Genomic DNA, 25,101 nt, shown 5'->3' with positions numbered 1-25,101 from the left:
GATCGCCGGGCGCTGTCCACTGAGATCTCTCCTTGCCGACGGGTGTTCGTGACTGGGCGCGCCGGATCAGGCGTCGAGCCAGCGATGGATACAGGCGATCAGGTCGGCGGCGTCCAGTGGCTTGGTGATGTAGGCGTTGGCGCCCGAGGCCAGGCTCCTCTCCTGGTCCGCGGGCATCGCCTTGGCCGTCACCATGATGATGGGCAGGTCGGCGTGCTGGGGCATCGCCCGGATCGCGGCGGTCGCGGTGTAGCCGTCCATCTCCGGCATCATGACGTCCATCAGCACGACGTCGACGTCCGGATGGGCGCTGAGGGCCTCGATGCCCTCCCGGCCGTTCTCGGCGTGCGCCACCCGCATCCCGTGGAGTTCCAGGATGCCGGTCAGCGCGTAGACGTTGCGGGGGTCGTCGTCGACGATGAGCGCGAGCCTCCCGGCCAGGGACGTGTCGATCTCGGCGGGAGCCTGCGCGGCGGTGTCCTCGTGGCTGACGAGCGGCACCATGGCGCCGGGATGCTCCGCCGACAGGTGCAGGGTGATGCGTTCGCGCAGTTCGTCCAGGCTGCTCAGCAGCTCCAGGCCGCGTGAGGCGACCTGCTCGGTGAACCGCTGCTCGCGTTCCGGGTCCCGCCGTCGGCCGCTGTGCGCCAGGACCGGCAGGCCCTCCAGCGCCGAGTCCCCGTCCATCGCCCGCAGGAAGCGCAGTGCCGCGTCGTCGGGCATGTCCATCTGCAGCACCACGCAGTGACAGGGTGCGCTGGCCAGGGCGGACGCCGCCTCATCGGCCCCGACGACCGTGACGATCTCGACCGGGCCGCGCGGATCACCGATGTGGTGGCTGTCGGCGGCGGCGTTCTCGGCGACGAGGGACAGCAGTCCGCCCTGACGCTCCTCGATCACCAGCAGCCGTCGCCGCCCCGAGTCGTCCCGCTGCGGGAGCGGCGACGCCGCCTCCACCGCCGGGGACCGCTCCGCCACCGGATCCGGGTCCGCCGGCTCGCCGGCGGCGACGGCCGGCCGATCGTCCTCGGACGGCGCGACCTCGATCGCCGCCTCGAAGTCGGGCCGGGCGGTCGGAAGGTACAAGGTGAAGGTGCTGCCCTGCCCGAGCGTGCTGTCGGCGGTGATGACCCCGCCGAGCAGGTAGGCGATCTCCCGGCTGATCGACAGGCCGAGGCCGGTGCCGCCGTACTTGCGGCTGGTGGTGCCGTCCGCCTGCTGGAAGGCCCCGAAGATGGACTCGAGCTGGTGTTCGGCGATGCCGATGCCGGTGTCGACCACGCGCAGCGCGAGGGCCGGGCCGTGCGCCTGGAAGGCGGGCGGCAGCTCGGCCGCCTCCACGGGCTCGATGCGCAGCTCGACGCTCCCCGACTCGGTGAACTTCACCGCGTTCGACAGGAGGTTGCGCAGCACCTGCCGCAGCCGGGCGTCGTCGGTCAGCAGTTCGGTGGGCGAGCCCGGCGCCGTGGTGATCCGGAACGTCAGGTTCTTCTGGGCTGTCAGCGGCCGGAAGGTGGCCTCCACGTAGTCCACCAGATGGCGCAGCGGGACTCGTTCGGGACTGATGTCCATCTTGCCCGCCTCGACCTTGGACAGGTCCAGGATGTCGTTGATGAGCTGCAGCAGATCCGACCCCGCCGAGTGGATGATGCCGGCGTACTCGACCTGCTTCGGAGTGAGGTTGCGGGTCGGGTTCTGGGCCAGCAGCTGGGCGAGGATGAGCAGCGAGTTGAGCGGGGTGCGCAGCTCATGGCTCATGTTCGCCAGGAACTCGCTCTTGTACTTCGAGGCGAGGGCGAGCTGCTGAGCGCGGTTCTCCAGCTCTTGGCGGGCCTGCTCGATCTCGCTGTTCTTGGCCTCGATGTCGCGGTTCTGCTGGGCCAGCAGCTCCGCCTTCTCCTCCAGCTCGTCGTTGGAGCGCTGCAGCTCCTCCTGGCGGGCCTGGAGTTCCTCCGAGCGTGCCCGCAGCTCGCCGGCGAGCCGCTGGGACTCGGCGAGCAACTCGTCGGTACGGGCGTTGGCGATGATGGTGTTGACGTTGACGCCGAGGTTCTCGCGCAGCTGCTCCAGGAAGTCCCGCTGCACCGGGTTGAACGGCTTCAGCGACGCCAGCTCGATCACGCCCAGAACCTGGTCCTCGGCCACGATCGGCAGGTCGATCAGGCTCGCCGGGTTGCCCGCCCCCAGGCCCGACGAGATGGTGAGATACCCGGGCGGGACCTCGTCGACCGCGATGGTCTGGCGGCTGCGCGCGGCCTGGCCCACGAGGGAACGCCCGGGCCGGAACCGGGCCGGACGCGCCGGGGCGGCCGGATCGTCGTCTTCGGGATAGCCGTAGGAACCGACCAGCCGAAGTTCGAGCCGGCCGTTGTCCTCCGCGAGGTAGAAGGCGCCGTACTGGGCGTCCACCAGCGGGGCCAGCTCGTCCATGACCAGCTCGGCGACCACCGACAGGTCGCGGTGTCCCTGCATCAGCTCGGAGATGCGCGCCAGGTTCGTCTTGAGCCAGTCCTGCTCGTGGTTGGCCCGGGTGGTCTCACGCAGGGACTTCACCATCAGGTTGATGTTGTCCTTGAGCTCGGCGACCTCACCGGACGCGTCCACCGTGATGGATCGGGTCAGGTCGCCGGACGTCACCGCGCTGGTGACCTCGGCGATCGCGCGGACCTGCCGGGTGAGGTTGCCGGCCAGCTCGTTGACGTTCTCGGTGAGCCGCTTCCAGGTGCCCGACACGCCCTCGACCTCGGCCTGGCCGCCGAGGCGGCCCTCGCTGCCGACCTCGCGGGCGACCCGTGTGACCTCGGCGGCGAACGCCGACAACTGGTCCACCATCGTGTTGATCGTGGTCTTCAGCGCCAGGATCTCCCCCCGCGCGTCGACGTCGATCTTCTTGGTCAGGTCACCCTGCGCGACCGCCGTGGTCACCTGGGCGATGTTCCGGACCTGGTTGGTCAGGTTGTTGGCCATCGAGTTGACGTTGTCGGTGAGGTCCTTCCACGTCCCGGCGACGTTCGGCACACGCGCCTGGCCGCCGAGCTGGCCCTCGGTCCCGACCTCGCGGGCCACGCGCGTGACCTCGTCCGCGAACGCGCCGAGCGTGTCGACCATCGTGTTGATCGTCTGGGCGAGCGCGGCGACCTCGCCCTTGGCCTCCACGGTGATCTTCTGCGACAGGTCGCCCTTCGCCACCGCCGTGGCCACCTGCGCGATCGACCGGACCTGTCCCGTCAGGTTGGAGGCCATGACGTTGACGTTGTCGGTCAGGTCCTTCCAGGTTCCCGACACCCCGCGCACGGTGGCCTGGCCACCGAGGTTGCCCTCGGTCCCGACCTCACGGGCCACCCGCGTGACCTCGTCGGCGAAGGCCGACAGCTGATCCACCATCGTGTTGATGGTGTCCTTCAGCTCCAGAATCTCCCCGCGCGCGTCGACGCGGATCTTCTGCGACAGGTCGCCCTTGGCGACCGCGGTGGTGACCTGGGCGATCGACCGGACCTGGGCGGTCAGGTTGTCGGCCATGACGTTCACCGACTCGGTCAGCGCCTTCCACGTGCCCGAGACGCCCTTGACGTCGGCCTGGCCGCCCAACCGGCCCTCGGTGCCGACCTCACGGGCCACCCGCGTGACCTCGTCGGCGAAGGAGGACAGCTGATCCACCATCGTGTTGATCGTGTTCTTCAGCTCCAGAATCTCCCCGCGAGCCGACACGGTGATCTTCTGCGACAGGTCACCGCTGGCGACCGCGGTGGCGACCTGGGAGATGTTGCGGACCTGATCGGTCAGGTTGCCGGCCATGAAGTTCACCGAGTCGGTCAGGTCCCGCCAGGTGCCCGCCACCCCGCTCACCTGCGCCTGCCCGCCGAGGCGGCCATCGGTGCCGACCTCACGGGCCACCCGCGTGACCTCGTCGGCGAAGGAGGACAACTGGTCCACCATCGTGTTGATGGTGTTCTTCAGCTCCAGAATCTCCCCGCGAGCCGACACGGTGATCTTCTGCGACAGGTCGCCCTTGGCCACCGCCGTCGTCACCTGGGCGATGTTGCGGACCTGATCGGTCAGGTTGCCGGCCATGAAGTTCACCGAGTCGGTCAGGTCCCGCCAGGTCCCCGACACGCCCTTCACGTTGGCCTGCCCGCCCAGCCGCCCCTCGCTGCCGACCTCACGCGCGACCCGGGTGACCTCGTCGGCGAACGACGAAAGCTGGTCCACCATCGTGTTGACGGTGTTCTTCAGTTCCAGGATCTCCCCGCGCGCATCGACGTCGATCTTCTGCGACAGGTCGCCCTTGGCGACCGCGGTGGCGACCTGCGCGATGTCCCGCACCTGGGTGGTGAGGTTCCCGGCCATCGCGTTCACCGAGTCGGTCAGGTCCTTCCAGGTCCCCGACACCCCGGGAACCTCCGCCTGCCCGCCCAGCTGCCCTTCGGTCCCGACCTCACGGGCGACCCGGGTCACCTCGTTGGTGAACAGGGACAGCTGGTCGACCATCCCGTTGAAGACGGTCGCGATCTCATGGAGCAGCCCGTCGCCGTCCTCGGGCAGGCGGGTGCCGAAATCGCCGTCACGGACGGCCGTCAATCCCGCCAGCAGCTGCCGCAGCTCGGCCTCACCGACCTTGCCCGGGGTTCGCGCCCGCCCGCGCTCACTGCGCACTGCCCTGCCTGCGGGATCCACCATGACCATTTCCTTGCTTCATAACGGACAGGCATATGTCGATCACGAGGAGAAACCTCGGTTTTCCTGCGCGATCTCATAAATTGCCCTATGACAACTAGCAGGAACCGACCGTACCTCAAGGCCGCGGTCGCCTCCCCGGGGGCCACCGCGGCCCCCGCCGTTTTCGCCGATGCCCGGCCGGCCGACTCCAGCGGCCGAGTGGCGGTCGGCGGCGGCGTCGCGCGCGCGGGGGCGGCGCGCCACCGACGACACCGGCATTGCGAGACCGGGTTGCGTTTCCGGCATCGGGGGCGATGGACCTCACAACGGACGACCATCGGCTCGGTGGTCGACGAACCGCTTACGCTCGACGCGCCGGAAGGAGATGATCGTGGGTCGTCGCAGGGCTCTGAGCCGGACGGTCTCCCGGATCCTGCTCGCCATGATCGGAGTCGTCACGCTGCTCAGAGTGTCGGTGACCGAGGAATACAGGCCTGATCCGAGAGCCTTCCCGAGGTACGAGCCTCCCGACGGCCTGCTTCCGTCTCAAGAGAAGTACGTGGTCTGGGCGGGAGACCACACCGACTGGGTCATCCGGGGAGCGAGAATCCGGTCGATCAGGTTCAAGGCCGTGGCGCTGGCCTCGGGCGTGCTGGCACTCGCGGTCACGCTGGCGGTGGCTGTTCGGGCACCCACGTGGGTGCCGGCGTCGCTGGGTTTCCTCGCGGCCGTCGGGCAGTACGTCCAGGGCCTCAGCCGTGACCGAGAGCAGTCACAGATCGCTCATCAGGCCGCGGTCAGGTTCCAGAAGGCGCTGCGCGACTTCACCACCGATGCGGGCGAACTCTCCGGCGAGCGGCTGCGCGAGCGGTTCAAGGAATTCCGCCAGACTTTCGAGAGGATCAAGGAAGAGTACGGGCCGCAGATCTTCAAGGTCCGAGGCCAAGATCCACCGCAGATCGGCGGCACTCCCCGCTGAACGGTCTGGAGTGCCGCCGGCTTCAACCGACCACGGACCAGCTCAGGTCACGGCCGCCGGACCGGCACGCGGCTCGGGTCGTTCGGGGTGCCGGTGCGGGGCCTGGCGACTACGTCATCGCGCGGGTTCAGCTTTGGCGGGCACGGACCCAGCGGGCCGCCGTCGCGGAGCCGATGACCAATGCGGCGGATCCGATCACCAGCGACAGCCTCAGGCCCGGGATGAAGGACCCGGCGACGAGCGTGCCGAAGAGCGCGACACCGACCGCGCCGCCGACCTGCCGGGCGGTGTTCAGCTGCGCGGAGGCCACCCCGGCGTACTCCGGCTCGACCGATTCCAGCACGGCACTGGTCATGGCGGGGACTACGGCTCCCGCGCCGACGCCGACCGGTAGCGTGGTCAGCGAGAGCACCCAGTACGGGGCGTCCGGCCCGGCTGCCAGTAGCCCGAGCAGGCCGAGCGCGAAGACGAGCTGACCGACCGTCATGGGCGGCCGGGGGCCGAGCCGTCCGGTGAGGCGACCGCCGAGCATGTTGGACGTCATCGCGGCGATGCTCATCGGCAGGAAGATCAGGCCGGTGGCCAGCGCCGAATCGCCCCGTTGATTCTGGAGGAACAGGCTCAGCAGGAAGACGATGCCGTAGTAGGCGAAGTTCTGCACGAAGCCGGCCACGCTGGCCGCGCCGAACTTCGCGTGCGCGAACAGCCGCATCGGCAGCATCGGCTCGGGGACCCGCCTTTCCCACCACACGAAGAAGACGCCGACGATCACGGCCATCAGCAGCGCCCCCAGCACCGGCGCCGAACCCCACCCCAAGGTGCCGCCCTCGATCAGCCCGAAGGTGAGCCCGGACAATGCCAGCATCACGGCCACCTGGCCGACCGGGTCCAGGCGGCGCCTGCCGGCGGAGGGGGTGGCGTCCGCTTTGGCGGTCATCAGCAGGCCGACCGCTCCGATCACCAGGTTGACCGGGAACAACGATCGCCAGCCCAGCCAGACCAGGAGGAGCCCGCCGAGCACGGGCCCCGCTGCCACGGCCGCGCCGCCGGCCGCCGCCCACACCCCGACCGCTCTGGTGCGTGCCGTGGCGTCCGTGTAGGCGTACCGGATCATGGCCAGGGACGCCGGTAGCTGCGTGGCAGCGCCGACGCCTTGGACGAACCGTGCCGCGATGAGCATGCGCGGCGACGTGGCCAGGCCGCAGGCCACTGAGGCGAGCACGAACAGGCCGAGGCCGATGGTGAACGCGCGACGCGCGCCCAGCCGATCACTCAGGGATCCGCCGATCAGCTGGAACGCGGCGAACATCAGCGTGTAACCGTCCACGACCCACTGCAACTGGGTCAGCCCGGCGCCCAGTTCGCGGCTCAGGGTCGGCAGCGCGACATTCACGATCGTCGCGTCGAGGCTGACCATCAAGAACCCGAACGAGGCGGCGAACAGAGTCCACCGTGCCCTCGACGAAGCAGCGGCAACGGGGAGATCGGCGGTCAATGCGATGTTCACCGCTCCAGACTGCTGATCAAGGTGACCGACGGGCAATCGGTGAGGGTGTACCTGACGGGGCTACCCTGACCGGCGACGCCGGACAGGACGAGGAGCGGTGGGGTTGGCCAGTCGACTCAGAGCACGGGAGCTCGGCGCGTTCCTGCGGGCGCGGCGAACACTGCTGACGCCGGACGAGGTGGGACTGCCGGTCACGGGTGCTCGGCGTACGCCCGGACTGCGCCGGGAGGAGATCGCCCGGTTGGCCGGCGTCAGTGACGGCTACTACGTCCGATTGGAGCAGGGTCGCGCGCTGCATCCGTCGGCGAGTGTGCTGGGCGCGCTGGCCGGGGCGTTGCGGCTGTCCCAGCCGGAGCGCGAGCACCTGTTCGCGCTGGCCGGCGATACCTGCCCGGCGCCGGAGCCGGAGGAGCTCACGGAAGGAAGCCGCCGGATGCTCGGACTGCTCCGTCCGCCCACCGCCGCCTATGTGATCAACAGGAACAGCGACGTGCCGGCATGGAACGACACCGCGGGCGCGCTGTTCGGGCACCTGGTCGACGGTCCGCGTCGCCCCAACAACGTCCGGTACGTGTTCACCGACCCGGAGGCCAAGCGGCTGTTCGTCGACTGGCCGCACATCGCCGCGGACTCGGTGGCCCACCTGCGCGCGTCGAGCGGGCACCGCCCCGACGACGCCGAACTCACCGAGCTCGTCACCGAACTCCACGAGGTCAGCCCCGATTTCCGTCGACTGTGGACGGCCCGGGAACTGCGCCAGAAGGACGACGGGCGTAAGGAACTACGCCACCCACGAGTCGGCCGCCTGACGCTGGATTACGCGGTACTGGCCGCCCCAGGGGCCGCGGGGCAGCGGCTGGTCGCCTACAGCGCCGACCCGGGCTCCGACTCGCACGCCGCGCTGGCCCGGCTCTGGTCAACGGGGCATTAGATCTGGTGGCGGAGGCGCACGGGAATCGAACCCGCCGACGACGCCGAGCGCCGTCCAATGGTTTTGAAGACCACGAGGGCCACCAGGCACCCTCCCGCCTCCGCCGCAGAGCCTACTCACCCCGCGGTGACGCCGCGCCAAAGGATGGCGCGTTCGGCGGCGCTCCACGCGGTCGACGTCAGCAGGTACAGGCCGGCCGCCAGCGGGACGTACGCGGCGATCGCGACGGTGCCGAACGGCAGCAGGCGCATCGCCCTGCCGAGCGGTCCGGCCGGGACCGGCTGACCGGCGTACATTCGGCGTGACGTCCACCAGGCCACCACGGCCAGCAGGATGAACAGGGCGAGGAAGACCAGCCCGTGCGGGCCGAAGGCCCCGGGCCACAGCAGCCATCGGCTCCCCAGCGGCACTCCGAAGAGGGTGTTCGCCAGCAGCAGGTTCGCGTGGCCGCCGACGGCCGGGGACAGGAACAGCCGGTAGACGACGGTGAAGACGGGCATCTGCAGCAGCGCCGGGCCGATGCCGGCGAACATCGAGGTGCCCTCGGCCCGGTACAGCGCGGTCACCTCCTGGTGGGCGCGGACGGGGTCGTCGCGGTGGCGGCGGCGCAGCGCCTCGACCTGCGGGGCCAGCCGTTGGCGGGCCCGCCCTGCGGCCGCCTGGCGGCGGCTGAGCGGAAGGAGGGCGAGGCGGACCCCGGCGGTGAAGACGACGATCGCGAGGGCGGCGCTGAGGCCGCCGGTGAGCGGGTGGAGAGCGGACGTGAGCCCGGTGACGAGGTCGTACGCCACGCGGACGGGACCGTCGAGAACGGCGAGCATGGGAGAAGGACCCTTCGGCAGGTGATCGAGTGGGAACGGCGAACGGCCGTACGCCGCCCGTCCCCGGCAGGCGCGCGGTCAGGAGGACCGCGGACGCGGGGAGGGGCGGTACGGCGAACTCTCCCGCCTAAGGGGCGCGCACTCGAGGACGGCCGGGGGCGTCGGGGTCGCGGAGGCGTACGAGGGCGGACCGGCCCGCGCGGTCGCGAAGGGCGGCCGCGCGGACCCGCGGGCCCGCGGCGACGGCCACCGGGGCTCGGCCGGCGACCAGGACGATGAGTCCGGCGACCGCGAGGGCCGCCGCCGCGGCCAGGACCACGGACGGGGTGAGCGCGTCGGCGAGATCCCACCACGCGATCATCGCCGCGACGGCGGCGGCGAGTACCCGGACCATGCCCTTACAGACGCGCCGGCCGCGTGCCGGGTTCCCGCCGGCGGACCTCGCCGTCCGCGGTCCGGGGAACCGGTCTGGATCATGGTGCGCCGGCGCGGGGGATGCCCATGGCCGCGATCCGGCGCAGAGCGGCCCCGCGCCGAATCACGCTTCTCGCCGCGCCGGACCGAACCGGCGGGCCGGACCGGCGCCCAGGATAGGTTCACGTCATGGGCAGTGGTGACGCACTCGGGACGACCTATCGCCTGACGCAGTTCGCGCACGGCGGCGGATGCGCCTGCAAGATCCCGCCCGGGGAGCTGGAGGAGGTCGTCGCCGGGCTGATCGACGCCGACCGCCCGGACGACCTGCTGATCGGGCTGGACGACGGCGACGACGCCGCGGTGGTGCGGATCGAGGGTGACCGGGCGGTGGTGGCCACCGCCGACTTCTTCACCCCCGTCGTCGACGACCCGTACGACTGGGGGCGGATCGCCGCGACGAACGCGCTGTCGGACGTCTACGCCGTCGGCGGCGCCCCGGTCGTCGCGGTGAACCTCCTGGGCTGGCCCCGGGACACGTTGCCGATGGAGCTGGCGCGCGAGGTGCTGCGCGGCGGTCTCGACGTGGCGCGCGCGGCCGGCTGCCATGTCGCGGGCGGGCACAGCGTCGACGATCCAGAGCCGAAGTACGGCATGGCGGTCACCGGCCTGGCGGATCCGGCGCGGCTGCTGCGGCTGGACGCCGGGCGGCCCGGGGTGCCGCTCTCGCTGACCAAACCGCTCGGCGTCGGGGTGCTGAACACGCGGCACAAGGCGACGGGTGAGGTGTTCCCGCACGCCGTCGCGGCGATGACGACGCTGAACGCCGAGGCGTCCCGGGCCGCGCTGGAGCGCGGGCACCGCTGCGCGACCGACGTCACCGGGTTCGGGCTGCTGGGCCACCTGTACAAGATGGCGCGGGCGAGTGGCGTCACCGCGGTGGTGGACGCCGCGGCCGTCCCCTATCTCGACGGCGCGCGCGACGCGGTGCGCGCCGGGTACGTCTCGGGGGGCACCCGCCGCAACCTGGCCTGGGTGACGCCGCACGCGGATCTCGGCCGCGTGCCGGAGGAGGACCGCCTGCTCCTCGCGGACGCCCAGACGTCCGGGGGCCTGCTCGTCGCCGGTGAGCTGCCCGGCGCGCCGGTGGTGGGGGAACTCATCCCCCGTGAGGCCGCCGCCCTGATCGTCCGGTGACACGCCCGTACGCCACGGTTCCACCACCCCTCGCGCCCGGCGCGACGGCGGACACGGCATGATCCAGCTGTGAGCTCCGTCCACGGCACCGAGGTCGAGTACGTCGTCGACCTCGCCGGGATCTTCGTCTTCGCGGTCACCGGCGCGCTCGTCGCCGTCCGGAAGCGCTTCGACGTCGTCGGGATGGCGGTGCTCGCGGAGATCACCGCCCTGGGCGGCGGCGTGCTGCGCGACCTCGTCATCGGGGCCGTGCCGCCGGCGGCGTTCCGAGACGTCGGCTACACGATGGTGCCGCTGGTGGCGACGGCGCTGACCGCGGCCTGGCATCCGCACCTGGAGCGCATCCGCCGTACGGTGCTGGTGCTCGACGCCGCAGGGCTGGGACTGTTCAGCGTGGCCGGCGCGATGAAGGCGCTGACGTACGGGCTGGGGGCGCCCGCCGCGGCCGCGCTGGGAGTGACGACGGCGATCGGCGGCGGCATCCTGCGCGACGTGCTGGCCCGGGAGGTGCCGAACGTCCTCCACGACCGGCAGCTGTACATCGTTCCCGCCCTCCTCGGCGCCGGGACGGCCACGGGCGCGTACCTGCTCGGAGCGCACGGATATCTTGTGACCCTCGTCACAGCCGCCCTGGCGTTCGGCGTCCGCCTGCTGGCGCTCCGGATGCGCTGGCAGATGCCGCGCGCCCGGGGGCTCGAGGATCGCACATGATCCGGTACTGTCCGGCTTCGGTCAGGCACGGATCGGCGGGATCCGGGACCCGGAACCTAACGTCTTAGGTTAAGGCCGGTTTGCGCACCGGCCCGCAGACTAGTTGGCTAGTACAGCTTTGTGGGGTAATGCAACGAGGGGCGGTCGTCCGTGCACGAATCACCTGAGGGCTACGGCCAAGGGCCGTACTCGAACCAACCGCAGGGTCAGGGCGGCTACCCTCCCCAGCAGCCGTACCCGGGGCAGGGGGGCTACCCGGGGCAGCAGCAGCCCTATCCCGGCCAGGGCGGCGGGGGCCAGCAGCCCTACCCGGGCCAGGGCGGGCAGCAGCCCTACTACCCGAGTGACCCGTACGGCGGCGGCCAGCAGCCTCCGCCCAACACGCCGTGGGGCGGAGGCGGAGGCGGCGGCTTCGGCCCGTCGGAGCCGTCGGGTCCGGGCGGATGGGGCCCACCGCCGGGGCCGCCGCGCAAGAACAACGGTCCGCTCATCGTGGTGGCGATCGTGGCGGCGCTGGTCGTGCTCGGAGGTGGTGGCGCGATCGCGTGGGCGCTGAGCAGTGGCGACGACCCGAAGAAGCCGATCTCGCTGCCCACCCCGTCGTACAGCCTGCCGACCGGCGTGCCCACGGGGGGTTATCCGACGGTCGAGCCGAGCCCGAGCGACAGCCCCTCGTCCTCCCCGACCCTGGACGCGGCGGCGACGGTGCAGCCGGGCGACTGCGTGCGCAACAGCGGCACTCAGTCGACCCCGCACCTGGAGGAGACGACCTGCCACTCGGGGACCTACAAGGTGCTCAAGCGGATCAGCGGAACGTCCGACTGGGACAAGTGCAAGGGCGTGCCCGGCTACACGGCGGCGTACCGCCGGAAGAACACCATCACCATCCTGAGCTTCGTGCTCTGCATGAAGAAGCTCTGAGCGAGGGCCTGCGCGCCGGGCCGACGGCCGCCAGGGCGTGTCCGGGGACAGGTCCTAGGTCACGGTCCGGCGTTCACGCTGTGGCACGACCGTGTACTTCGGGTCCTCCGCCGAGGTGTGCCCGGCGTACAGGACCGCGAAGCGGGTGCACAGCGCGCCCCCGGTGAGCGCCAGGCCGGCGATGACGCCGGCCGCCCGGCTCCGGCCCGCCGCGACGGTCCCGACCGCCCCGGCGACGGTCAGCGCCCGCCCGGCGCGCAGGAGCGCCCCGGGCCGTCCGGTCCGGTAGGGCTCGGAGACGAGTTCCGGGCTCTCGCGCAGGCCGACGCCGCGCTCGAGGGCGCCGGCCACGGCCAGCTCCAGACCGGCGCCGAGCAGCGCCATCCGGCGGGCGGGGCCGGCCTCGGCGCGCGGCGTGGCGATCATGCCGACCGCTCCGCCGCTCGCCAGTGAACTGCCCGCGAACAGCAGTGGCAGGTGCCGGTAGGCCTCATGCCAGGCGGGCACGGCCGTGTCGGCCAGCAGTACGCCCGTGTAGGTCGCGACGAGGGGACCGGTGACCGCGGCCGCCGCGCCGGCCGCACGGCCCGGCCCCGGGGCGATCCCGGTGACGGCGGAGGCGGCGGCCACCGCCGTGAAGCCGCCCTGCCCGGCGAGGATCCACGAGCCGACGCTCATCGGCGAGGTCGGCTTGAACACGCGGAGCATGTTGAGGAACCGCTCCGGGCGGCCGAGTTCGGCGACGAGCAGTCCGGCGCCCGCGGTGGCCGCGGCCGCCGCCGTGACCTTGCCGGTCAGCGCCAGCCGGTGCCGTCCGGTGGCGTCGGCCAGCGCCGCCATCGTCGAGGAGGCGCCCGAGAGCCCGCCCAGGTAGAGGTAGCCGGGCATGTGCGGGGCCTTCCACCGCGGCTTCTTCAGGATCGGGCGGCCGTAGTAGGACCGGAAGTCCGCGCGCGGGACCATCCGCTCCTCGCGGCCCCCGGATCCCCCTCCGCCGCGCCGCTCCCGACGCCCACCGCGCCGCTCCCGCTCCCCGGCGTGCCGTTCTTCGCCGCGTCGCTCGCGCGTTTCGCCGCGCTCCCCCGCGTGCCGTTCTTCGTCCCGGTCCGGCCGCATCAGCGCCTCCCGAGGAAGGACAGGGCCACTCCCCCGGCCAGGGCCAGGGCGGCGCCGCCGGCCCATCTCCACATGGCCGGCAGGTCGCGGGTGGTGACGACCGGGTCCGGCGGCAGGCCGTACACCTCCGGCTCGTCGAGCAGCAGGAAGAACGCGCCGGCCCCGCCGACGCCGTCGCCGTCGTCCTCACCGTACAGACGCGCCTCCGTCACGCCCTCCTCGTGGAGTGTGTCCAGCCGGGCCTTGGCGCGTGCGCGCAGCTCGTCGAGCGGGCCGTACTGGATGGAGTCGGTGGGGCAGGCCTTGGCGCAGGCGGGTTCGAGGCCGTCGCCGATCCGGTCGTAGCAGAGCGTGCACTTCCACGCGCGCCCGTCGTCCTCGCGGCGGTCGATGACGCCGTAGGGACAGGCGGACACGCAGTACGCGCAGCCGTTGCAGACGTCGGACTGCACGATGACGGTGGCGAACTCGGTGCGGATGAGCGCACCGGTGGGGCAGACGTCCAGGCAGGCGGCGTGCGTGCAGTGCTTGCACACGTCGGAGGCCATCAGCCAGCGGGTGTCGGCGCCCTCGCCGACCTGATGCGGCCGGGTCTGCTCGACGAACGCGACGTGCCGCCAGGTGCTGGCGCCCAGCGCGCCGGTGTTGTCGTACGACATACCGGTCAGCGCGAACCCGTCGTCGGGGACGGCGTTCCACTCCTTGCAGGCGACCTCGCAGGCCTTGCAGCCGATGCACACCGAGGTGTCGGTGAAGAACCCCCGGCGTTCGGGCGCGTCGGTGTAGCCGGCGTCCTCCGCGACGTCTGGGAGGGGGCCGTACAGGCTGTTGCTCATTCCGTCAGTCCTCCGGGATCCCGGCCATACGGCGGTAGCGCCGCACGAGGGCGCGCAGGGCCGGCCCCTGCGGGCGGCGTCCGGGTCGGATGTCGCAGGTCGCCGCCTTGCTCTCCTGGATGTGGGTGTTCGCGTCCAGCACGATCGGCAGCAGGTCGTTGGCGGAGTCGCCGCGGACGGCGCCGGCCGACCCCCAGTGGTACGGCAGTCCGATCTGGTGGATGACCCGGCCCTGGATCCGCAGCGGCCGGACGCGTTCGGTGACGAGGACCCGCGCCTCGATGGCCGTGCGCGCCGAGATGACGGTCGCCCAGTCGCCGTGGACCAGGCCCCGCTCGGCGGCCAGCTCCGGCGACACCTCGCAGAACATCTCCGGCTGCAGCTCGGACAGGTAGGGCAGGAACCGGCTCATGCCGCCCGCCGTGTGGTGCTCGGTGAGCCGGTAGGTCGTGCAGACGTACGGGTAGACGTCGCTGCCGACGGGGTCGTAGCGGTTCCCCGGACGCTCGTAGGTCTGCCGTACGGGGTTGCCCTGCTGCTTGTACAGCAGGTTCTCCACCGGCGACTCGTGCGGCTCGTAGTGGGCGGGCAGCGGCCCGTCGACCAGCCCGCGCGGCACGAACAGCCAGGCCTTGCCGTCGGTCTGCATGATGAACGGGTCGGCCCCGCCGATGGCGGCCTCGGCCTTCGCGTCCGCCGGCGGTTCGTACGACGGCGGCTTGGTCTTCTCGAAGTCGGGGACGTCGTGGCCGGTCCACTGCTCGCCGTCCCACCAGACGTACGCCTTGCGCTCGCTCCACGGGCGGCCCCGCGGGTCGGCGGAGGCGCGGTTGTACAGGATGCGGCGGTTCGACGGCCAGGCCCAGCCCCACTCGGGCGCCACCCACGACTGCTCCGAACCCGGCTTGCGGCGGGCGGTCTGGTTGACGCCGTCGGTGTAGCAGCCGGAGTAGATCCAGCAGCCGCAGGACGTCGAACCGTCGTCCTTGAGCGCGGTGAACCCGGTCAGGAGGTCGCCGTCGGCGTCGTGGCCGTTGATCTCGCGCAGCACCGCCTCCGCGGACGGGTCGCGCTGCGGCCCCTCCTCGGGGTAGTCCCACGTCAGGTCCAGGATCGGCCGGTCGACCGGATCGGCGGAGCCGGCCAGCCGCTCGCGGATCCGCAGGCCGAGGTGGTAGATGAACCACAGGTCGCTGCGGGCGTCGGCCGGCGGTTCGATCGCCTTGTGGTGCCACTGCAGCAGCCGCTGGGTGTTGGTGAACGTCCCGTCCTTCTCCACGTGGGAGGCGGCGGGCAGGAAGAACACCTCCGTGCCGATCCCCTCGGAGGTCAGCTCACCGGTCTCGATCTCCGGGGAGTCCTTCCAGAACGTCGCGCTCTCGATGAGCTGCAGGTCCCGTACGACGAGCCAGTCCAGCGCGGCCAGCCCCAGGCGCTGCAGCCGGCCGCCCGCCGAGCCGACCGCCGGGTTCTCACCCAGCAGGAAGTAGCCCTTGACCTTCCCCTCGATCTGGTCCATCACGGTGTGGTACGTGCCGTGGTCCCCGGTGAGGCGCGGCAGGTAGTCGAAGCAGAAGTCGTTGTCCGCGGTCGCCGCGTCACCCCACCACGCCTTGAGGAGGCTGACCATGTAGGACCGCTTGCGCCCCCAGAAGCCGGTGTCGCCCGCGGCGCGTTCGAGGTACGTGTCGAGGTCCTCGTGGTGGTGGGCGTACGGCATCGGCAGGTAGCCGGGCAGCAGGTTGAACAGCGTCGGGATGTCCGTGGAGCCCTGGATGCTCGCGTGCCCGCGCAGCGCGAGGATGCCGCCGCCGGGCCGCCCGATGTTGCCCAGCAGGAGCTGCAGGATCGAGGCGGTGCGGATGTACTGCGCGCCGACGGTGTGCTGAGTCCAGCCCACGCTGTAGACCCAGGCGGTGGTCCGGTCCGGCCCGGAGTTCGCCACGATCGCCTCGGCGAGTTCGGCGAAGGCGTCCGGCGCGATGCCGCAGACCTGCTCGACCATCTCCGGGGTGTAGCGCGCGAAGTGCCGCTTCAGCACCTGGTAGACGCAGCGCGGGTGCCGCAGCGTCTCGTCGCGCCGCTCCGCGTGGCCGGTCTGGGACGGCGTGGCCTCGTACGTGGCGCCGGGGCCGTGCTCCTGGGTGATGCGGCCCGACGGCCCGTCCTCGTCGCCCTTCTCCTGCTCGTCGCGCGCACCGGCGGCCGGCGCCTCCTGCTCGCCCCCGGCGTACGCCCAGGTCTCCGGGTCGTACGACGAGGACTCGGCGTCGTAGCCGGAGAACAGCCCGTCGAGGTCCTCGGTGTCCTGGAAGTCGTCGCTCAGGATGACCGAGGCGTTGGTGTAGCGCAGGACGTACTCACGGAAGTCGTGCCCGCCGCTCAGCACATGGTTGATCAGCGCGCCGAGCAGGACGATGTCGCTGCCCGCGCGGATCGGCATGTGCCGGTGCGCCATCGCGCTCGTGCGGGTGAACCGCGGGTCGATGTGGAAGATCCGCGCCCCGCGCGCCTTCGCCTCCATCACCCACTGGAACCCGACCGGGTGGCACTCGGCCATGTTCGAGCCCTGGATGACGATGCAGTCGGAGTTCGCGAGGTCCTGCTGGAACGTCGTCGCGCCGCCACGTCCGAAACTGGTCCCCAGACCGGGGACGGTGGCGGAGTGTCAAATACGGGCCTGGTTCTCGATCTGGATCGCGCCGAGCGCGGTCCAGAGCTTCTTGATGAGGTAGTTCTCCTCGTTGTCGAGGGTGGCGCCGCCGAGGCTCGCGAAGCCCATCGTGCGGCGCACCGGCTTGTCCTCGAAGGTGTCCTGCCAGCCCTCGCGGCGGGCCGCGATGACCCGGTCGGCGATCATGTCCATCGCCTCGTCGAGGTCGAGCGGCTCCCACTCGGTGGCGTACGGCCGGCGGTACAGGACCTTGGTCTGCCGGCTCAGCGAGGTGACGAGCTGCTTGCTGGCCGAGCCCTTGGGGCAGAGCCTGCCGCGGGAGATCGGGGAGTTCGGGTCGCCCTCGATCTGGACGACCTTCTCGTCCTTCACGTAGACCTTCTGCCCGCAGCCGACGGCGCAGTAGGGGCAGATGGAGTCGACGACCCGGTCGGCCCGCTCGGTCCGGGCCCGCAGGCCGTCCGTCCGCGAGGAGCGCGCGGACCGGCCGCGCCCCAGGGGGTCGGTGCCGGTGAGCTGCCGGATCACCGGCCAGGACTCGATGCCCACGCCCGCGCCTCCCCCTTCCCGTGTCGATCTCGTCGTCCAGTGCCCTTTCCGGGCTCTTTATAACACCGTGGGCCGCGGTTTTCTCATCCGACGCGGCGGACCGCGCCCGCTCCGACGAGTAGCACAGGCGGTACGGTCGGATCATGGGCCGAGTGACCGTGCGGCGGCGGATCGCGCACATCGACGAACGCGGACGCCGGGCGAGACCGGACACCCTCGTCGTCGAGGAACCCCTCGAGATCCGCCTGGACGGGCGCCCGCTGTCGGTCACCATGCGGACGCCGGGAAACGACTTCGACCTGGTGACGGGCCTCCTGTACGCCGAAGGCGTCATCCGGGCGCCGGAGGACGTCGCCGCCATGCGCTACTGCGCCGACACCGACACGTTCAACGTCGTCGACGTCGCGCTCGCCGCGGAGGTCGGCCCGCCGGAGGTCTCGGTGGAGCGTTCCTTCTACACGACCAGCGCGTGCGGGGTCTGCGGGAAGACGAGCATCGACGCCCTCCGGCAGCGGGCGCGCTACGACCTGCGGTCCGACACGACCGTCCTCGACCCGGAGGTCCTGGCCGCCCTGCCGGACACGCTCCGCGAGGCGCAGCGGGTCTTCGAGCGGACCGGCGGGCTGCACGCCGCCGGGCTGTTCGACGCGGACGGCACGCTCGTCGCGCTCCGGGAGGACGTCGGACGGCACAACGCGGTCGACAAGGTGGTCGGCCGGGCGCTGAAGGACGGGCGGCTCCCGCTCACCGGTCATGTGCTCCTGGTCAGCGGCCGCGCGTCGTTCGAGCTCACCCAGAAGGCCATGCTGGCGGGCATCCCGGCGCTCGCGGCCGTGTCCGCGCCGTCCTCGCTCGCGGCCGAACTCGCCGAGGAGGCCGGCATGACGCTCATCGGCTTCCTCCGCGGGTCCTCGATGAACGTCTACACGGGGGCCGAGCGGATCAAGGACTGACCGCGGGCCTACGGTAGGCGTCATGTCGGACGACACGCGTACCCGCCGGGTCCACGGCGACGGCGTCGAGCTGGCGGTGTACGAGCGCGGCTCCGGGCCGACGGTGCTGCTCGTGCACGGGTACCCGGACACCCACGCGGTATGGGACGCGGTCGCCGCCCGGCTGGCGGACCGCTTCCACGTCGTGGCGTACGACGTGCGGGGCGCGGGCGCGTCCTCGCGTCCGTCGCGGCGGGAGGCGTACGGGTTCCAGCACCTGGTGGCCGACATGCGCGCCGTGCTCGACGCCGTCTCCCCCAACGCGCCGGTGCACCTGGTCGGCCACGACTGGGGCTCCATCCAGTCGTGGGAGGCGGTCCGGGAGATGCCCGACCGGTTCGCGTCCTTCACCTCCATCTCCGGGCCCTGCCTGGCGCACGCCTCGCACTGGTTCCGGACGCGCCCGCGGCGGCCGTCCGGCGTGCCGGTCGTCGCGCGGCAGTTGGCGCGGTCCTGGTATCTCGCGGCCTTCCAGGTGCCGGTCGTGCCGGAGCTGGTCTGGAGGCGCGGGCTGGCCGGCCGGTGGGGCCGGCGCCTGGAGCGGCTCGAAGGCGTGCCGGCCGGCGACGGGCACCCCGCGCCGACGCTCCTCCAGGACGCCGTGGCCGGGCTGAACCTCTACCGGGCGAACATGCTCGGCGGGACCCGCAGCGCGCGCCGGACCGGCGTCTCCCTGAAGGTGACCGTGCCGACGCAGGTCATCGTGCCGACGAAGGACACGTACGCCACCGCGGCGCTGACGGCCGAGGCGCCGCGCCCGTTCACCGGGCGCCTGCGCGTACGGCCCGTCGCCACGTCGCACTGGGGGCTCCTCACCCGGCCGGCGGAGTTCGCGCGGCTCATCGCCGAGCACGCCGAGCAGGCCTCCGCCGCCTGAAGCCGCGCACGTGAGCTCGGGAGGCACTGGCGGCGTGCTCCGTGAACGGGCCGTACCCGAGCCGAGCGCTCCGGGCATCCGGCGCGCGGTCCAGGGGGTGCTAGACGAAGGCGGGAGGAGGCGGCTGGGCGCCGACGGCCTCCCGTGCGGCCGCGGCGAGCCGGGAGACGGCGTCGCGCAGCACCTCCGGCGGGAGCACGTAGGGCACGCGGAGGTGGTCGTCCAGGACGCCGTCCACGCCGAAGGCCGTCCCCGGCACGGCGTGCAGGCCGTAGCGGGCCGCCGCCGTCGCGAGCGCCGTGCTCGACGTCCCCGGCAGCCGGGCCCACAGTGACAGCCCGCCCGGCGGGACGGTGAACGTCCAGTCGGGGCACTCGCGGCGCAGGGCCTCGACGAGGACCGCGCGGCGCTCCCGCAGCATCGCGCGCCGCTCGTCGGCCACCGCGTCGATGCGGCCGAGCAACCGGGCCACGATGAGCTGCTCGAGCACCGGGCTGGCCAGGTCGACGGTGTCGCGGGCCTCGGCCAGCCTGCGGACGAGCGCCTGCGTCGCCCGGATCCAGCCGATGCGCAGGCCGCCCCACAGCACCTTGGACGCCGACCCGATGCTGATCACGCGTCCGTCGGTGTCGTGGGCGGCCAGCGGACGCGGCCGCGCGACGTCGTCCACGGCGAGCTCGGCGAAGGTCTCGTCGCCGACGACGTACGCTCCGGTGGCCCGTGCGGCCGAGACGAGCGCGGCGCGGACCTGATCGTCCATCAGCAGGCCGGTGGGGTTCTGGAAGTCCGGGATGAGGTACGCCAGCCGGGCGGCGGACTGCCGCAGGCCGCTCGTGATGAGTTCGGGATCCCAGCCGGCGTTGACGCCCGCGGGCACCAGGCGCGCTCCCGCGCGGCGCAGCGCGTCGAGGGCGTGCGGGTAGGTCGGCGACTCGACGAGCACGGAGTCCCCGGGACGGACGAGCGCCTGAAGCACGAGGCACAGCCCGTGCTGGGCACCGGTCGTGACCAGGATCTGCTCCGGCAGCGTCGGCGCGCCGCGCGCGGTGTAGCGGGCGGCGACGGCCTCGCGCAGCGGCGCCAGCCCGAGCGGCTCGTAGCCGGGACCGCACGCGTAGGGCGGAAGCTCGGCCACGGCGGCGGCGACGTCGTCCTCGAAACCACGGGGAGCGGACGGCGTGACGCAGGCCAGGTCGATGAGCGAGCGGTCCTCGGCGAGCCGTTGCCGGGCCGCCCTCGGGCTGCCGGCGGGCAGTGCGGTCCAGCTGCCCGCCCCCTGACGGCTCTGGACGTACCCCTCGGCGCGCAGGGCGTCGTACGCGGAGGTCACCGTCGTCCGGCTCAGTCCCAGCGCGGCCGCGAGATCGCGCTCGGCGGGCAGCCGCGTGCGCAGCGGGAGCCGGCCGTCGAGGACGAGGGCCCGCATGCTCCGGGCCACCGCCGCGTACCGGGGACGGCTCTGCGGCGTGCCACCGAGCAGCCGGGCGAGGCTCGTGGCATTGATCACTCGCGACGTCATATGGCCACTTTTCCTGATTGGCCATTAATCTGCAAGCCACTTCCATGGGTGAATGAGCCACGTCCGAGAGCCGGGCGCCGACCCATCGGCGTTCCTGCTGGAAGCAGTCACACGTGAGCGGAGAAGACCGGTGATGGTCCGCCGATTGGCCCAGTTGTACGTTGGATTGGCCCTCTACGGGCTGGGGATCGCCCTGCAGGTGGCCTCCGGGCTCGGCAACGACCCGTGGGACACCCTCCACCAGGGGCTCGCCCGCCAGACCGGCCTGTCCATCGGCACCTGGATCATCATCGCCGCCGTGGCCGTGATGGCCCTGTGGATCCCGCTCCGCCAGCGGCCCGGCATCGGAACGATCAGCAACGCCGTCCTCGTCGGCGCGTTCGCCGACCTCTTCCTCTGGGCGCTCCCCCACCCCGGGACGGTCGTCGCGCAGTGGGGCTACCTCGTCGCGGCGATCCTCATCGGCGGGTTCGCCACGGGGTGCTACATCGGGGCCGGCCTGGGACCGGGACCGCGGGACGGCCTGACCACCGGCCTGGCGGCCCGCGGCCACTCCATCCGCGTCGTCCGCACCGGCATCGAGCTGACGGTGCTCGCCGTCGGCTGGCTGCTGGGCGGCACCGTGGGCATCGGCACACTGCTCTACGCGGTCGCGATCGGCCCGCTCACGCACGTCTTCATCCCGAGGCTGGAGATCAGGAAGGCGCCGCGCGAGGAGACGCCCCGCGCGGCGGCGCGGCAACGGCCGGAGGGCGAGGGCGGAACCCCCGTCCCGGCCGCCGCGGTGCCCGCCGAATGCGGCGACGCCCGCTAGGGCCTGTCAGGCGCCCGCCGTCCCGGTCGGCCCGGTGCCGGCCGGGCCGGCCCCGGAGCCCGGATCGAGCCGGCGACCGACCTGTTCGGCCGCCCGGCGCGCCGCCGACAGCGGCGTCGCGACGTCCTCCAGCGAGGCGCGCTCCGCCCGGACGCCGTAGACCGCCTCGACCACTCCGGCGACGAGCATGATCCCCGCCGCGATCAGGTAGGCGACGAACAGCCGTCCGGGATCCGGGTGGTCCTGGTCCCCGATCAGCGCCCCGAAGATCGTCGGGCCGAGGGCGCCGAACACCTGGGCGATCGCGAAGAAGAGCGCGATCGCCTGGGCCCGAAGCTCCAGCGGGAAGATCTCGCTGACGGTCAGGTAGCCGGAGCTGGCCGCCGCCGAGGCGATGAAGAAGATCACCGACCAGAGGATCGTCTGGGTCAGGGCGGACAGCTCGCCGAGCTTGAACAGGTAGCCGCTGACCGCGAGCAGTGTGCCGGACAACAGGTAGGTCCCGGCGATCATCCGCTTGCGGCCGATGGTGTCGAACAGCGGCCCCAGGAGCAGCGGGCCGAGCAGATTCCCGGCCGCGAAGGCGAAGAAGTACTTCGGCACGTCGTGGTCGGCCACCCCATAGAAGTGGCTCAACACCAGGCCGTACGTGAAGAAGATCGCGTTGTAGAGGAACGACTGACTGATCATCAGCGTGGCGCCGAGCAGCGACCGCGACGGGTACTCCCGGAAGAGCGTGCGCCCGACGGTCAGGAACGACACGGACTCGTGCGGGTGGACGTCGAGGTACCGGCTCTCGTCGACGGGCGGCAGCCGGTGACCGGACGCCTCCACCTCGCGTTCGATGTACGCGACCGTCTCCTCCGCCTCCTCGGCGCGCCCGTGCATGAGCTGCCAGCGGGGGCTCTCCGGCAGCGTTCTGCGCAGCGTCCAGATCGCCACACCGATCACCGGGCCGATCAGGAAGCCGATCCGCCAGCCGAGGTTCTGGGGCAGCAGGCTCGGGTTGAGCAGGACGTACTCGCCCAGGGACGCGAGGATCGCACCGAACCAGTAGGTGCCGCTGACGGCCAGGTCGACCCGGCCCCGGTACCGGGCGGGGATCAGCTCGTCGATCGCCGAGTGGATCGCGGCGTACTCCCCGCCGATGCCCATCCCGGCGATGAACCGGAACAGCAGGAAGATCCCGTAGTTGAACGACAGGGCGGTCAGGGCGTTGGCCGCCAGGTACAGCCCGAGCGTGGCGATGAACAGTTTGCGGCGGCCGAGCCGGTCGGACAACCGGCCGAAGATCAGCGCGCCCGCGACCTCGCCGAGCAGGTAGACCGTCGCGGCGAAGCCGACGGCCCGGGAGCTCAGCCCGAGCGTGCCGTGATGCTGCAGGACCGGCCCCACGATGCTGGCGATCTGGATCTCCAGGCCGTCCAGCACCCAGGCGACACCGAGCGCCACGATCATCCGGGTATGGAACCGCGACCAGGGCAGTCGGTCGATCCGGGCGGGTACCAGACTGCGAACGACGTCCGGCGGAGAGGCCGGGTCACCGGTCTCGTGCATGTCATCTCCTTGGTCCACGCGCCCTCGCGAGGGACAGGAGAGACGTAACCGAGCGATCGAGCGGTAAACAACGATGTCATACGTCCTGCGGTCACGTCGGACTCGTGCCGCGCTACGGTACGACGAACATCCGCGACGGGAGGGGGCGGCGTTGCCCGGGCGAATCGAGGACTACGCACTCATCGGCGACCTGTTCAGTTGCGCGCTCGTGGGGGTGGACGGCTCCATCGACTGGCTGTGCCTGCCCCGGTTCGACTCCCCCGCCTGCTTCGCCGGGCTGCTCGGCACGCCCGACAACGGCCGCTGGCAGATCGCCCCGGTCTCCGGCGGCCGGGCGACCCGGCGCCGCTACCGCGGCGACACGATGATCCTGGAGACCGAGTGGGACACCCCGGAGGGCACCGTCCGCGTCATCGACTTCATGCCGGAACGCGGCGAGGCGGCCGACGTCGTCCGCATCATCGAGGGCGTGTCCGGCCGGGTGCCCATGCGCCTCGACCTGCGGCTCCGCTTCGACTATGGCCGGGTCGTCCCCTGGATGCGCCGCATCGGCGACCACCTCACCGCCACCGCCGGGCCCGACTCGGTCTGGCTACGCAGCCCGATCGAACTGGAGGGCCGCGACTTCGCCCACCGCGCGACGTTCGTGGTGTGCGAGGGCGACTCGCTGCCGTTCGTCTGCACCTGGCACCCCTCGCACCTGCCCGCCCCGCGTGACGTCGACCCGTACGAGGCCCTCGACGGCACCGAGCGGTTCTGGACCGAGTGGGCGCGGCACTGCACCTACGACGGCCGGTACCGCGACGCGGTCGTCCGCTCGCTGGCCACGCTGAAGGCCCTGACCTACGAGCCGACCGGCGGCATCGTCGCCGCCGCGACCACCTCGCTGCCCGAGGACGTCGGCGGCGTGCGCAACTGGGACTACCGCTTCTGCTGGCTGCGCGACGCGACGATGACGCTGGAGGCCCTGCTGCGCAGCGGCTACCGCGACGAGGCCAAGGCCTGGCGGTCCTGGCTGATGCGCGCCGCGGCCGGCACCCCCGAGGATCTGCAGATCATGTACGGCGTCGCGGGCGAGCGCCGGCTGGAGGAGTACGAGCTGCCGTGGCTGCCGGGGTATGAGGACTCCCGTCCGGTCCGCGTCGGCAACTCGGCGTCCAAGCAGTTGCAGCTCGACGTCTTCGGCGAGGTCGCCGACTCGCTGTTCCTCGCGCTGAACACCGGCATCCAGCCCGAGCGGCACGCCTGGTCGCTGCAGCGCGCGCTGACGGGCTTCCTCGAGGAGCACTGGGGCGACCCGGACGAGGGACTGTGGGAGATCCGCGGTCCCCGCCGGCACTTCGTCCACTCGAAGGTCATGACGTGGGTGGCGGTCGACCGCGCCGTACGCATGATCGAGACATTCGACCGGCAGGGCCCGCTCGACCAGTGGCGGGCGCTGCGCGACGAGATCCACCGTGAGGTGTGCGCCAAGGGGTTCGACTCCGACCGGGGGACGTTCACCCAGTCGTACGGGTCCAGGGAGCTCGACGCCGCACTGCTGCTCATCCCCCGCGTCGGCTTCCTGCCCCCCGACGACCCGCGCGTCGTCGGCACGGTCGAGGCGATCCAGCGGGAGCTCACCGTGGACGGCTTCGTCCAGCGGTACGAGACCGGCGAACAGGAGGCCGGGGTCGACGGCCTGCCGGGCCGCGAGGGCGCGTTCCTCGCCTGCAGCTTCTGGCTGGCCGGCGCGCTCCAGCAGATCGGCCGGGTCGACGAGGCCCGCGAGCTGTTCGAGCGGCTGCTGGACCTGCGCAACGACGTCGGCCTGCTGGCCGAGGAGTACGACCCGCGGCTGCGCCGCCAGGTCGGCAACTTCCCGCAGGCGTTCAGCCACGTGCCCCTCGTCCTCACCGCCTACGACCTGGAGGGCCACGACGGCGTCCGCCGTGGAACGGCAACGGCCTGAGGTCGTCCCGATCCGGTGATTCTTGGTGTTCGGCTGAGGTCGGTCTCGGGGCCGGCCTTGATGGTGGGTCGTGGTGCGG

Annotated in this window: 18 protein-coding genes and 1 tRNA gene; 9 read left to right on the top strand and 10 right to left on the bottom strand. The window is 72.0% G+C overall.

The genetic code is table 11. From position 1 onward, the window contains the following. Nucleotides 1–66: 66 nt before the first annotated feature. A complete protein-coding gene (locus AB0K82_RS18210) occupies nt 67–4,677 on the bottom strand; it encodes a HAMP domain-containing protein (protein ID WP_364398213.1) in 4,611 nt (1,536 codons plus the stop codon). A 421-nt stretch (nt 4,678–5,098) separates the two neighbouring features. On the opposite strand from AB0K82_RS18210, the gene AB0K82_RS18205 reads away from it, so the two are divergent. Beyond that, on the top strand, nt 5,099–5,635 hold the full coding sequence (locus AB0K82_RS18205; protein WP_364398212.1) for a hypothetical protein: 537 nt from the start codon (nt 5,099–5,101) through the stop codon (nt 5,633–5,635). A gap of 127 nt (nt 5,636–5,762) precedes the next feature. Here AB0K82_RS18205 and AB0K82_RS18200 read toward each other — a convergent pair whose 3' ends face one another. Beyond that, on the bottom strand, nt 5,763–7,142 hold the full coding sequence (locus tag AB0K82_RS18200) for an MFS transporter (protein ID WP_364398210.1): 1,380 nt from the start codon (nt 7,140–7,142) through the stop codon (nt 5,763–5,765). A gap of 103 nt (nt 7,143–7,245) precedes the next feature. Between AB0K82_RS18200 and AB0K82_RS18195 the strand changes: the two genes are divergently transcribed. Then, nucleotides 7,246–8,073 (top strand): helix-turn-helix transcriptional regulator, encoded by an 828-nt coding sequence (locus AB0K82_RS18195; protein WP_364398209.1) that lies wholly within the window; start codon nt 7,246–7,248, stop codon nt 8,071–8,073. 6 nt (nt 8,074–8,079) lie between these two features. Here AB0K82_RS18195 and AB0K82_RS18190 read toward each other — a convergent pair. The 3 genes from AB0K82_RS18190 to AB0K82_RS18180 form a co-directional block, all read right to left on the bottom strand. Then, nucleotides 8,080–8,175 (bottom strand) — tRNA-Sec (locus AB0K82_RS18190). A gap of 14 nt (nt 8,176–8,189) precedes the next feature. After that, the gene (yidC, locus tag AB0K82_RS18185) at nt 8,190–8,894 is read right to left on the bottom strand and encodes a membrane protein insertase YidC (protein WP_364398207.1); all 705 of its coding nucleotides are present in this window, start codon (nt 8,892–8,894) and stop codon (nt 8,190–8,192) included. Nucleotides 8,895–9,021: 127 nt separating this feature from the next. Then, a complete protein-coding gene (locus AB0K82_RS18180) occupies nt 9,022–9,288 on the bottom strand; it encodes a DUF6412 domain-containing protein (RefSeq protein WP_364398206.1) in 267 nt (88 codons plus the stop codon). A 209-nt stretch (nt 9,289–9,497) separates the two neighbouring features. Between AB0K82_RS18180 and selD the strand changes: the two genes are divergently transcribed. From selD to AB0K82_RS18165, 3 genes are all read left to right on the top strand, one after another. After that, nucleotides 9,498–10,505 (top strand): selenide, water dikinase SelD, encoded by a 1,008-nt coding sequence (gene selD, locus AB0K82_RS18175; RefSeq protein WP_364398204.1) that lies wholly within the window; start codon nt 9,498–9,500, stop codon nt 10,503–10,505. Between the two features lie 69 nt (nt 10,506–10,574). After that, nucleotides 10,575–11,216: a trimeric intracellular cation channel family protein gene (locus AB0K82_RS18170; RefSeq protein WP_364398202.1), complete on the top strand. Its 642-nt coding sequence runs from the start codon at nt 10,575–10,577 to the stop codon at nt 11,214–11,216. A 150-nt stretch (nt 11,217–11,366) separates the two neighbouring features. Beyond that, nucleotides 11,367–12,137, top strand: coding sequence for a hypothetical protein (locus tag AB0K82_RS18165; protein WP_364398200.1), 771 nt, complete (start codon nt 11,367–11,369; stop codon nt 12,135–12,137). 54 nt (nt 12,138–12,191) lie between these two features. Here AB0K82_RS18165 and nrfD read toward each other — a convergent pair whose 3' ends face one another. Genes nrfD through fdh form a run of 3 tightly spaced genes read right to left on the bottom strand, consistent with a single transcriptional unit; the run spans nt 12,192 to nt 17,312 of the window. Then, nucleotides 12,192–13,253 (bottom strand): NrfD/PsrC family molybdoenzyme membrane anchor subunit, encoded by a 1,062-nt coding sequence (gene nrfD, locus AB0K82_RS18160; RefSeq protein WP_364398198.1) that lies wholly within the window; start codon nt 13,251–13,253, stop codon nt 12,192–12,194. Continuing rightward, entirely contained in the window at nt 13,253–14,089 is an 837-nt protein-coding gene (locus AB0K82_RS18155; RefSeq protein ID WP_364398196.1) for a 4Fe-4S dicluster domain-containing protein, read from the bottom strand. The genes nrfD and AB0K82_RS18155 overlap by 1 nt, the downstream gene beginning before the upstream one ends. Before the next feature lie 4 nt (nt 14,090–14,093). Further along, complete coding sequence (gene fdh, locus AB0K82_RS18150; protein ID WP_364398194.1) at nt 14,094–17,312, bottom strand: formate dehydrogenase; 3,219 nt, start codon at nt 17,310–17,312, stop codon at nt 14,094–14,096. Nucleotides 17,313–17,455: 143 nt separating this feature from the next. Here fdh and fdhD point away from each other — a divergent pair, with 143 nt between their 5' ends. Beyond that, the gene (fdhD, locus tag AB0K82_RS18145) at nt 17,456–18,265 is read left to right on the top strand and encodes a formate dehydrogenase accessory sulfurtransferase FdhD (protein ID WP_364398193.1); all 810 of its coding nucleotides are present in this window, start codon (nt 17,456–17,458) and stop codon (nt 18,263–18,265) included. A 22-nt stretch (nt 18,266–18,287) separates the two neighbouring features. After that, nucleotides 18,288–19,181 (top strand): alpha/beta fold hydrolase, encoded by an 894-nt coding sequence (locus AB0K82_RS18140; RefSeq protein WP_364398191.1) that lies wholly within the window; start codon nt 18,288–18,290, stop codon nt 19,179–19,181. A gap of 100 nt (nt 19,182–19,281) precedes the next feature. On the opposite strand, the gene AB0K82_RS18135 is transcribed toward AB0K82_RS18140, so the two are convergent. After that, nucleotides 19,282–20,688, bottom strand: a complete 1,407-nt coding sequence (locus tag AB0K82_RS18135; protein ID WP_364398190.1) for a PLP-dependent aminotransferase family protein — start codon at nt 20,686–20,688, stop codon at nt 19,282–19,284. Between the two features lie 145 nt (nt 20,689–20,833). Between AB0K82_RS18135 and AB0K82_RS18130 the strand changes: the two genes are divergently transcribed. Beyond that, complete coding sequence (locus AB0K82_RS18130) at nt 20,834–21,514, top strand: hypothetical protein (protein WP_364398366.1); 681 nt, start codon at nt 20,834–20,836, stop codon at nt 21,512–21,514. Nucleotides 21,515–21,520: 6 nt separating this feature from the next. On the opposite strand, the gene AB0K82_RS18125 is transcribed toward AB0K82_RS18130, so the two are convergent. After that, nucleotides 21,521–23,071 (bottom strand): MFS transporter, encoded by a 1,551-nt coding sequence (locus AB0K82_RS18125; protein ID WP_364398188.1) that lies wholly within the window; start codon nt 23,069–23,071, stop codon nt 21,521–21,523. Between the two features lie 151 nt (nt 23,072–23,222). On the opposite strand from AB0K82_RS18125, the gene AB0K82_RS18120 reads away from it, so the two are divergent. Next, complete coding sequence (locus AB0K82_RS18120; RefSeq protein WP_364398186.1) at nt 23,223–25,022, top strand: glycoside hydrolase family 15 protein; 1,800 nt, start codon at nt 23,223–23,225, stop codon at nt 25,020–25,022. Nucleotides 25,023–25,101: the final 79 nt, after the last annotated feature.

The sequence above is a fragment of the Actinoallomurus sp. NPDC052274 genome (assembly GCF_040679475.1).
Taxonomy (GTDB): Bacteria; Actinomycetota; Actinomycetes; order Streptosporangiales; family Streptosporangiaceae; genus Actinoallomurus; species Actinoallomurus liliacearum.
This window is presented reverse-complemented; position numbering and strand designations above follow the sequence as displayed.